This window comes from Parasphingorhabdus sp. (assembly GCF_049667325.1).
Taxonomy (GTDB): domain Bacteria; phylum Pseudomonadota; class Alphaproteobacteria; order Sphingomonadales; family Sphingomonadaceae; genus Parasphingorhabdus.
In genome coordinates this window covers 1-10,522 of the sequence record NZ_JBATHY010000231.1, presented here as the reverse complement: position 1 = coordinate 10,522, position 10,522 = coordinate 1, and the positions used below count along the sequence as shown (strand labels likewise).

Below are 10,522 nucleotides of genomic sequence, written 5' to 3'. Positions count from 1 at the left end.
AGTTCTGCTAGGCAGCTATCGCCAATTCCAGATCCATCCTGCCCCAGATTTCCACCAGTGCCCGCGCCAGATCTTTCATCATCGCTTCGGTATGGGCCGGACCCGGCGTGAACCGCAGCCGTTCGCTGCCGCGCGGTACGGTCGGATAGTTGATCGGCTGCACGTAGACGCCATATTCGGCAAGCAATATATCGCTGATTTTCTTTGCTTTAACCGGGTCGCCGACCAGCAACGGAACGATATGGGTCGACGAGTCCATCAACGGCAGACCAGCCTCCGCGAACAAATTCTTGAGCGTCTGAGCCGAAGCCTGTTGACCGTCACGTTCTGCGCTTGACTGTTTGAGGTGCCGGATGCTGGCCAATGCGCCGGCCACCAGAACCGGCGACAGGCTGGTCGTGAAAATGAAGCCGGGAGCATAAGACCGGATCACATCGACGATCTTCTGGTCAGCAGCAATATAGCCGCCCATTACACCAACCGCCTTGGCCAGCGTTCCTTCGATGATCGTAATCCTGTCAGCGGCTGCGTCGCGCTCGGATATGCCGCCACCGCGTTGCCCGTACATCCCGACGGCGTGGACTTCATCGCAATAGGTGAGCGCATTATACTGGTCCGCCAGATCGCAAATTGCATGCAGCGGAGCGATATCGCCATCCATCGAATAGATGCTTTCAAAGGCGATCAGCTTGGGTACTTCCGGATCTTCGGCGGCCAGCAGTTCTTCCAGATGTTCCAGATCATTATGCCGGAAAACCCGTTTTTCGCAGCCGCTGTTCTTGATCCCGGCAATCATCGAGGCATGATTCAGCTCGTCGGAAAAGATGATGCATCCGGGCAGAATTTTGGTGAGTGTTGAAAGAGTGGCTTCGTTCGAGACGTAGCCTGACGTAAAAAGCAGCGCGCCGGACTTGCTGTGCCAGTCGGCCAGTTCCCGCTCGAGCTGGATATGATAATGGGTATTGCCGCCGATATTGCGTGTTCCGCCAGATCCGGCGCCCACATCGTGCAAAGCCTCTTCCATCGCGACGATGACATCGGGGTGCTGGCCCATCGCGAGATAGTCGTTCGAGCACCAGACTGTAACCGGTTGTGGGCCGTTGTGATGGGCAAAACAGCGGGCGTTGGGAAACGAACCCTTGTTGCGCAAAATGTCGATGAATACCCGATAGCGTCCTTCGGCATGCAGCCGGTCAATCGCTTGCGAAAAAATCTTGTCGTAATCCACTATGCACCAAATCCTGCGTCAAATCTGTTCTTGCGGTCGTTCTGAAATGGCCCTTAGCTGCCTTTGTCCGGAATTTCCAGCGCAAACCACTCGCAATAAGATATGTTCGCCATAGGGTTAGAGGGTTTCGTAGCGTTTTATACCATATTCGCCCAGTGCTCGTCGATAGGGTTCTATATCGGCAAGCTCTCCGGTGGTGACAAATATTCCGTCCTGGTTATCCGTCGGCCATGATGTATTTTTTGTGAGATTTGCGATCCGTCGGGCGATGCCTTGCGCGCCATCGATAAACTGAATCGGTCGTTGCGCCGCTTCGGATAATTCGTCCTTTAGCAGCGGAAAATGGGTACAGGCGAGGATGATGGTGTCAATTTGCTCGCCTGCCGCCTGATCGATCAACCCTGCAATTGCCTCCTGGATGACCCGCGGGTCCGGTGTTTCTCCGCGCAATTTGGCTTCTGCGGCATAGACGAGATCGGGCGCGGCATGGCGAAGCAATTTCTTGTCCGATGCAAAATCGGCGGCGAGGCGATCGACATAGGGCTGCCGGATGGTTGCCCGGGTGCCGAGCAGGCCGATCACTCCGGTTTTGGTCAGCGTACTGGCGGGCTTGATTGCCGGTACCGTACCGACCACCGGTATATTCAAAGCCGAGCGGACATGGTCGAGGGCTATCGTCGAGGCGGTGTTGCAGGCGATTGTAACCAATATCGGTTTGTAGCGCTCGACGAGTCGTCCGAGCAGGGCAGGGACACGCGCTGCCAGTTCCGCTTCGGATTTCATTCCATAAGGCAGTCCGGCATAGTCAGCGGCGTAGACTATCGGCGCATTGGGCAGCAGTTTCATGGTTTCGCGCAACACCGACAGGCCTCCGACGCCGGTATCGAAAAATAACAGGGGAGGGTATTCGGCAATCTTTGGATCGGTCATGCTCTGCCCATAGCCAAATTTGCATAGCGACGGCAACCGCTTCGGTTCGTCTGACAAGCGTTTGGCCTTAGCCGTTTTTTTACAGGAAATGCTTGCTCAAATTCGGCGCTGAATATAGCGCAAACGCGACAAGGGGTAATTTCAGTGCAGTCCATGTGGATAGAACCAATATTGGCGTTATTGTCCGGCTATCTGCTGGGCTCCATCCCTTTTGGTGTGCTGTTGACTCGTATGACCGGTGGCGGTGACCTACGCAAAACCGGATCGGGTAATATCGGCGCTACCAATGTATTGCGCTCGGGCAACAAGGCGCTAGCGGCCCTGACTCTCTTGCTCGATATCGGCAAGGGATATGCTGCGGTCTTTCTCGCGATGCAAATTTCGGATGGATTGGGGGTTTTGGCCGGGCTGGGGGCCTTTCTCGGCCATCTTTATCCCGTCTGGCTTCGGTTTGTCGGCGGTAAAGGGGTTGCGACTTTGCTGGGCATTGTGGCTGCCCTGATCCCTGCCGCAGGATTGATATTTGCGGTCACCTGGCTGGGTTCTCTTGCGCTGTGGCGCTATTCTTCCGTAGGAGGAATGCTCGCCGCCATATCGGTACCGATAGCGGCCTTCGTCCTGGGAGAATTTGCCATGATGCCCATGTTCATTGGTTTGACGCTGCTGGTTTTGTGGAAACACCGCACCAACATCGAGCGTCTGGTCGCCGGTGAAGAACCGAAAATCGGGGCGTCGAAAAAGGCTTGAAGTGAATGGAGGAAAGGCAGGAAGCGTTTGATCGACTTCGGCTTATCCGATCCGAGAATATCGGACCTGTCACATATCAGCAGATGATCAGAAGATTTGGTTCCGCAGCGCGCGCGCTGGAGGCCATTCCCGATATGGCCAAACGGGGCGGTGGACGGTCGCCAAGAATTGCAGATCCCGAGCAGATCGACTCCGAAATGGCAGCGGTTCGAAACCTTGGTGCACGGTTTCTTTTTCTCGGTGAGTCCCGCTATCCGGCCTTGTTGGCAGAGCTTGACAATCCACCACCGGTATTGCTCTGGCAAGGTCGACTGGAGCTTCTGGTACAGCCGATGGTGGCTATCGTCGGCGCACGAAACGCCTCGGCTGCCGCTTGTCGTTTCGCCCGTGATCTGGCCAATAGTCTCGTCGAAGCCGGTGTATCGATTGTGTCGGGATTGGCTAAAGGTATTGATTCCGCCGCCCATCAGGGTTCGCTCGCAAAGGGAACAATTGCCGTGATTGCCGGGGGACTGGACATTTTCTATCCACCGGAGAATGAAGTAATCCAGCGGAAGATAGCAGAGCGCGGGCTGTTGCTAGCAGAACAGCCGCCCGGAACAGAGCCCCGCGCCAGACATTTTCCTTATCGCAACCGGATCATCGCCGGACTGGCGAGAGGCACGGTGATTATCGAAGCTGCGCCACGTTCCGGTTCGTTGATCACGGCGAGGCTGGCCGCAGAGGCCGGACGACAGGTCATGGCAATCCCCGGCTCACCGCTGGATCCTCGATCAAGGGGCTGCAACATGCTGATCCGCGAGGGTGCAACACTGGTCCAGTCGGCTGATGATGTTCTGGAATTGATCCGTCATTTCGATGAACGCGCGGAATACGTACAGAATAGGGATGGACTGGAGGACAATTGTAAATTCTCCAATATCGAGGAGTTCGATCATCCGGATATGACAGACGTGGACCCGAGCCCGCTCTTGACTTTGATCAGTGTGACGCCGGTAGCCGTCGATGAACTGGTCAGACAGTCAGGGCTACCCGCAGCTTCGGTGCAGTATGCGCTGCTCGAACTGGAACTCGCAGGACGCCTTGCGCGCCACTCCGGTGCTCGTGTCAGTCTTTCAAATTGAGTACCGACCGCCGCGCTAATTTTTCATCACCATTGACAAAAAACTTCAATCAGGGCCTTGACCTAGACCTAATCCCTGTCACAGCCTCGCGCGTATACGTGAGAACAATGAAAATCGGAACTTATGCAGCTAGTTATCGTCGAGTCACCCGCCAAAGCCAAAACCATCGAGAAATATCTGGGACCGGATTTCAAGGTATTGGCGTCCTATGGCCATATTCGCGACCTTCCGCCCAAGGATGGTTCGGTCGATCCCGACGACGGTTTTGCCATGACCTGGCAGAACTATCCCGACAAGGCCAAGCAGCTAAAGGCTATCGCCGACGAATCGAAAAAAGCGACGCGTTTGATTCTCGCGACCGACCCTGACCGGGAAGGCGAAGCGATTAGCTGGCATGTCCAGGAAGTGTTGCGCATAAAAAAAGCGCTTCCGGAAAAAGTCGACCGGGTGACGTTCAATGCGATTACAAAGGCAGCGGTGACCGAAGCCATGACGCGTCCACGCGCGCTGGATGAGGATCTGATCGATGCCTATCGCGCACGCCGGGCGCTCGACTATCTCGTGGGATTTACTTTGTCTCCGGTATTGTGGCGCAAGTTGCCGGGTGCGAAGTCGGCGGGCCGTGTGCAATCGGTATCGCTCAAGCTGATCGTGGAGCGCGAGCGCGAAATCGAAGCGTTCAGGCCGCAGGAATATTGGTCAGTCACAGCACAAATGGAACAGAGTGGACAGGCCTTTGAAGCCCGACTGACGATCCATGACAGCAAAAAACTCGGTAAAATGGACCTGACGACTGAAGATCAGGCCCTGCGGGCCAAGGCCGCAGTCGAAAGCGGCCTGTTTACAATTGAATCGATCGAAACCAAGCCGCTTACCCGCAACCCGCCGCCGCCATTCACGACATCGACCTTGCAGCAGGAAGCTGCGCGTAAACTCGGCTACTCTGCCAGCCACACCATGCGGATTGCCCAGCAGCTATACGAAGATGGCGCGATTACCTATATGCGGACCGATGGTGTGCAGATGGATGGAAGCGCTATCTCGGAGGCGCGCAAGGCAATCGCGGATCGCTATGATGCCAGCTATGTCCCGGACAGCCCGAGGATCTACAAATCCAAGGCGAAAAATGCGCAGGAAGCACATGAAGCGATCCGTCCGACCAGTTTCACCAAGCGGACTGCCGGTAGCGGCGACCACGCAAAGCTCTATGATCTAGTGCTGAAGCGGGCGATGGCCAGCCAGATGGCTTCTGCCCGGCTCGAACGCACCACCGTGGAAATGCTTGATGGCACCGGTAAAACCGGTCTGAGAGCGAACGGACAAGTCGTAAAATTCGCAGGATTTCTAGCGCTTTACGAAGAGGGCCGGGATGATGACAAGGATGAAGATGGCGGTTTGCTGCCGGCGATGTCAAAGGGCGACAGTCCAGCCAAGAAGTCTGTTGATGCGCTCCAGCATTTTACCCAGCCACCGCCGCGTTACAGCGAAGCCAGTCTGGTAAAGAAAATGGAAGAACTGGGCATCGGGCGCCCGTCAACCTATGCGTCGATCATCAAGACGCTGAAAGACCGCGCCTATGTCCGGATCGAGAAGAACCGGTTCTTTGCTGAGGAGAGCGGGCGATTACTGACCGGATTTCTCGAACGGTTTTTTGATCGCTATGTGGCCTATGATTACACGTCCGCGCTGGAAGACGAACTGGATGAAGTCAGCGGCGGCCGCGCTCAGTGGCAGGCCATTCTCGAAGCCTTCTGGCATGATTTCAAACCCAAAACCGTCGAAGTGATGGAAAAAATGCCGTCGGAAGTAACCGCAGAGCTGGATATATTCCTCGGCGACTATCTGTTTCCCGAGAAGGAAGATGGCAGCGATCCACGACTATGTCCGCGCTGCAACGAAGGCAAGCTGGCCCTGCGCGGCGGCCGGTTTGGCGCCTTCGTGGCCTGCTCCAACTATCCGGAATGCAAGTTCACCAGACGCTTCGCCCAGGGCGGCGGAGCCAATGGCGACGAGGACGAAGGTCCGCAGGAACTGGGCGTTGATCCCGAGAGCGATGAAAAGATCACCAAAAAAGTAGGCCGCTTCGGGCCCTATGTGGAAAAAGGCGAGGGCAAAGAGGCCAAACGCTCTTCCATTCCCAAGGATATTCCGGCGGAAGATTTCGGGCTCGAATGGGCGGTGAAACTGCTTTCGTTGCCGCGCGAAGTTGGTCTCCATCCGGAGACCAGCGAAGTTGTGACAGCACAAATCGGCCGCTACGGCCCTTATCTGAGTCACAATGGTAAATCGGCGCGGCTCGAGAATACGCTGGAAGTCTTCGAAATCGGCATGAATGCCGCCGTCGCCAAATTGGCGGATGCAGCTAAAAACGGCGGCGGTCGAGGTCGTGGCAAGATGGAGCCTCTCAAGGTCATGGGCAACCATCCACGTACCGAGCTCGAGATCAAGCTGATGGATGGCCGCTTCGGACCTTATGTGACCGACGGCACGACCAACGCTTCCTTGCCAAAGACGGTCGACAAGGATCAACTGACCTTGGAAGAGGCGGCTCAACTGATCGACGTTCGCGCTGCCAAAGGTCCGGCAAAAAAGCGGGCCAAAAAAGCTGCTCCCAAGAAAAAGACCGCTGCCAAAAAGAAACCCGCCGCCAAGAAAAAGCCGGCAGCGAAAAAGAAACCTGCGGCGAAGAAAGCTCCGGCCAATGCAAAAGCGGAATAGGCGGCATTAGGCCGCTGCGCCTGGCAGCAGGTCTGCTCTGGTCCGGTGACCATTATAACCAACGCAGTGCACAAATATTCTGCCGACCATCTCCCAATCCGGATACTCCGGTCCCTCGATTAACGGGCGAGCAATGTCCGGCCATTTAAGTGGACGAAATGAGCAACCAAAAAATACTTCGCATCCTTTTCTGGCTGATGCTCGGCACGGTCCTCGCCCTTTCGCTCATGCCTCCGGACGACGCGCCCGCAGTCTTTGCCAATGACAAACTGAATCACATTCTGGCGTTTTTCATACTTTCCTCGGCCGCCAGAATATTATGGTCCCGAGTTAACGGGATAATTCTGTTCAGCATGTTGATCGCCTTCGGCGGAGCCATTGAGCTTCTGCAATTTGCAATGGCGTTCGGTCGCGATGCAGATTGGATGGATTTTGCAGTAGATGTCATCGCAATCGTGCTCGGAATCCTGACTGCACAAGCGCTTAATACGATAAGAAATCAGACTTCAATCAAGCAATGATCGCCGCGCAAGGCGGCAGCTAGTAAGTTGTACCGCTGGTTGCTTCGATTTTCCATCTGGCCGTGTATCTCGAAACATTATCTCCCGATTCAACGGACAGAATTTTGCTCGATTGACATAAATTTCTAGTCATCTCTTTTTCTGGCAACTCTTATCTCAACCGATATGAGTCAAATAGCGTTCACCGTAACGCGCTGAAAATGATAACTTGTTTGGGCAAGTATCAGGAGTAGTTCCCATGAATGACTATGAAAACCATCTATTGATAAGCAGCAAACCCTCGGCCAGCGACCGTTCGGAGCAGGTGCCGGATAACAATCGGAAGACGACTGCAACGATAGTGGATAATCCGCCTGCATAACGCGCAAATGATGCGCCCGACAATTTTGGATCGCTGACGTATGTAAGTTCGAAAGGCTTTTTCTTCCAATAAGTCAGAAGTCATTGCCACAACGCGCTCCGAGTGCGGTTACCAGAATGTTCTTAATTGGTTCGCAGTTCCACCGCCCTCAATGGCTCTCGGAAGGCGTGGAAAGAAATTTGATGGCGACGCGAAGGAAAAGCTTGTTTTGGCCATTGGCTTCGGTCTGTGTGACGATTTCATCTCCGCTATGTGCACAGGACACGGCACCTATCCCTTCGCCACGCGCTTATCAAGATGTCGGTCGAGGGGCAGGAATGGAATGGAGTTACCATATTCGAAATGGCAAACCCCTGCTTGAGTTTGGGGTGAAAGAAACCGGTCATCGACTTGATCGATTGTGGGAATTTTCATGTGCGAGCGATCACAATGGTCGCGCCATAATCTCGAACACGATTTTCGCGAGGTCCCCGGAACTGCAGAATAACGATCAATTCGGCTTTTCGATCCGGGTCGACAACGGAAAATCAATCGGACTGATCGCTCGCAAAGACCCATTTGAAATTCAAGGTCACAACGCCTATTTTCCCCGCTTTGACATGTCCGCTACGCATATACTCTGGGATGCGTTGCGCCGCGGAGAACGAGCCTTTGTCAACCTGAGTGATAACAGATTTTCGCTCCACCTCGAGGGATCGGGCAAGGCGATAAAGAAATTTCTCGATGCATGTAGAAAAAGCGCCGCCAGACATCTTCTTGGTAGGTCGGGCGGCATATCTGTCAAACATTGGTTTTCGATTCACGCGGTGCCAACCGATGAAACCAATGTTCAATCCAAGAGCAAAGCGTCCAGCAACCGGGTAATTATGCCTATTTGACCCAGTCCAGGCCCATGTCCTGATAAAGGCTTCTGTCTTCATCCCAGTTTGCGCTGACCTTGACGTGGAGATAAAGATGGACTGGCTTGCCCAGTATCCCGGCTAGTTCCGCACGAGCTTTTGCACCGATTTCCTTGATCTGGTGACCGCCCTTGCCGAGAATGATCGCTTTCTGACTGGCCTTCTCGACCAGAATTTGCTGGTGAATTTCGAGCGAGCCGTCGGGCCGCTCCTTATATTGTTCCATCGCAATGGCGGTCGCATAGGGCAGTTCCGCATGGAGTTGCCGGAAAACCTGTTCGCGGGTAATTTCCGCAGCAAGAATGCGTTCGCTTGCATCCGACACCTGATCGGCGGGGAAGTGCCACGGGCCTTCTGGCATCGCGTTCACCAGATAGGCTCTCAGTTCTTCAAGCCCGTCACCGGTCTTGGCGCTGACAAAAAATGTTTCATCGAAATCGGCTAGTTCGTGAAGCTTGACGACATGTCCGAGCATTTTGTCTTTGGCGGCGATATCAACCTTGTTCATGACAAGGATTGTCTTTTCCGACCGATGCTTGATCCGTTCCACAATCGAGGTGACCTTTGCACCAAGTCCCGCTCGTGAATCGACCAGCATCACGATTATATCTGCGTCCTCGGCACCTTCCCAGGCGGCTGAAACCATCGCGCGATCAAGGCGACGGTGCGGCTCGAAAATACCCGGAGTATCCACAAGCAACAATTGTGTTTCTTCCTCGATTGCAATGCCCAACAGTCGCGTACGTGTGGTTTGCGGTTTGGAACTTGTGATCGCCACCTTCTGCCCGACCAACGCATTGATCAGGGTTGATTTGCCAGCATTGGGCGCACCGATCAATGCTACGACGCCGCATTTGTTTGTCATGTGAATTTTTCCAGAAATTTCTTGGCGGCCTTGGTTTGTGCCGCCTGAATGGAGGAAGCCGTGGCCTCGACTTCACCGATATTGCGAACGCTCAATCTAACGTTGAATTTCAGATCGTGATGGGGACCGCTTTTTTCAATCAGTTCATATTCCGGAACCTTGCGGTTGTTCGCCGCAGCCCACTCTTGCAACGCGGATTTGGGATGCCTGACATCGGCAACCGTCGCTGAAATCCGGCTTTCCCAGTGACGAAGAATGAAGCTGCGGGCGGCTTCCATCCCATGATCGAGATAGACCGCACCGATAAGAGATTCCATGACGTCACCGAGAACCTTCACGCTCTTTCGCGCGCCGTCATCCCGGGCCTGTTTTCCGAGCAGTATGTGGTCGCCGACACCGATATTCTTTGCGACATCTCCGCACACCGGGCCGGATACCAGCCCGTTGAGGCGTTGCGACAATTGTCCTTCCGGTTCATCCGGAAATTGACGATATAGTTGGTCCGCAATCACCAGCCCCAATATCCTGTCACCCAGAAATTCCAGTCGCTGATAGTCTTTTTCTCCGTGGCTGCCGTGCGTAGCCGCTCTGATATAAAGTTCCGGCGATGATGGCCGCTCGTTGGTGATTTCGGCAATCCAGTCGAGAAAGTCCGGGCGATTCAAAAACTTTCTCCTATCCGTTCCCAACGTGCGGCCGATAGCCAAGTCCAGGGTTTGATCCATTCGGCCGAACCATCGGTTGAGAAAACTGAGACCAAAGCCCGGCCTACCAGATTTTCTTGCGGCACCATGCCGATGGCATGACCGTCCACCGCGGCAAAGCGGCTATCAGCGCTGCGGTCGCGGTTGTCACCCATCAGGAACATGTGGCCATCCGGGACCACAAAAGCTTCCGTGCTATCGCCCACTGAATCTTCGTAAATGTCCAATATTCGATAGGTAACACCGTTGGGAAGCGTTTCCTGAAACTGGGCATAGCGGCAGATTACAGCACCATTTTTTCCCGGCGATTCAAACTCGTCGCGGTAACAGGGGCTATTGGGTGTTACGGGATGTTCAAAATCCTCGATTTGCTTGCGCTCGACAGCTGTTCCGTTGATCGAGACCACCCCCTTGGTGACCTGAAC

General features: G+C 54.5%; 10 protein-coding genes. 5 read left to right on the top strand and 5 right to left on the bottom strand.

All coding sequences use genetic code 11. From position 1 onward, the window contains the following. Positions 1–7: 7 nt before the first annotated feature. Both hemA and murI read right to left on the bottom strand, forming a co-directional pair. A complete protein-coding gene (gene hemA / locus WBM93_RS10440) occupies positions 8–1,228 on the bottom strand; it encodes a 5-aminolevulinate synthase (RefSeq protein WP_424431603.1) in 1,221 nt (406 codons plus the stop codon). A gap of 117 nt (positions 1,229–1,345) precedes the next feature. After that, positions 1,346–2,158 carry a glutamate racemase gene (gene murI, locus WBM93_RS10435; protein WP_424431601.1) on the bottom strand — a complete coding sequence of 271 codons (813 nt, stop codon included), beginning with the start codon at positions 2,156–2,158 and terminating at the stop codon, positions 1,346–1,348. Positions 2,159–2,311: 153 nt separating this feature from the next. Here murI and plsY point away from each other — a divergent pair, with 153 nt between their 5' ends. The 5 genes from plsY (at position 2,312) to WBM93_RS10410 (ending at position 8,507) form a co-directional block, all read left to right on the top strand. Next, entirely contained in the window at positions 2,312–2,905 is a 594-nt protein-coding gene (plsY, locus tag WBM93_RS10430; protein ID WP_424431599.1) for a glycerol-3-phosphate 1-O-acyltransferase PlsY, read from the top strand. Between the two features lie 5 nt (positions 2,906–2,910). Next, positions 2,911–4,029, top strand: a complete 1,119-nt coding sequence (dprA, locus tag WBM93_RS10425) for a DNA-processing protein DprA (protein WP_424431597.1) — start codon at positions 2,911–2,913, stop codon at positions 4,027–4,029. Between the two features lie 123 nt (positions 4,030–4,152). Next, complete coding sequence (topA, locus tag WBM93_RS10420) at positions 4,153–6,747, top strand: type I DNA topoisomerase (protein WP_424431595.1); 2,595 nt, start codon at positions 4,153–4,155, stop codon at positions 6,745–6,747. Between the two features lie 149 nt (positions 6,748–6,896). Next, entirely contained in the window at positions 6,897–7,268 is a 372-nt protein-coding gene (locus WBM93_RS10415) for a hypothetical protein (protein ID WP_424431593.1), read from the top strand. 477 nt (positions 7,269–7,745) lie between these two features. Continuing rightward, the gene (locus tag WBM93_RS10410; protein WP_424431591.1) at positions 7,746–8,507 is read left to right on the top strand and encodes a hypothetical protein; all 762 of its coding nucleotides are present in this window, start codon (positions 7,746–7,748) and stop codon (positions 8,505–8,507) included. On the opposite strand, the gene era is transcribed toward WBM93_RS10410, so the two are convergent. The 3 genes from era to lepB all read right to left on the bottom strand — a co-directional run. Then, positions 8,500–9,393 carry a GTPase Era gene (era, locus tag WBM93_RS10405; RefSeq protein ID WP_424431589.1) on the bottom strand — a complete coding sequence of 298 codons (894 nt, stop codon included), beginning with the start codon at positions 9,391–9,393 and terminating at the stop codon, positions 8,500–8,502. The genes WBM93_RS10410 and era overlap by 8 nt on opposite strands. Then, complete coding sequence (rnc, locus tag WBM93_RS10400) at positions 9,390–10,058, bottom strand: ribonuclease III (RefSeq protein WP_424431587.1); 669 nt, start codon at positions 10,056–10,058, stop codon at positions 9,390–9,392. Before rnc ends, era begins: the two co-directional genes overlap by 4 nt. Next, the coding region (gene lepB / locus WBM93_RS10395) for a signal peptidase I (RefSeq protein ID WP_424431585.1) at positions 10,055–10,522 on the bottom strand (468 nt) is incomplete at its 5' end. The genes rnc and lepB, both read right to left, overlap by 4 nt.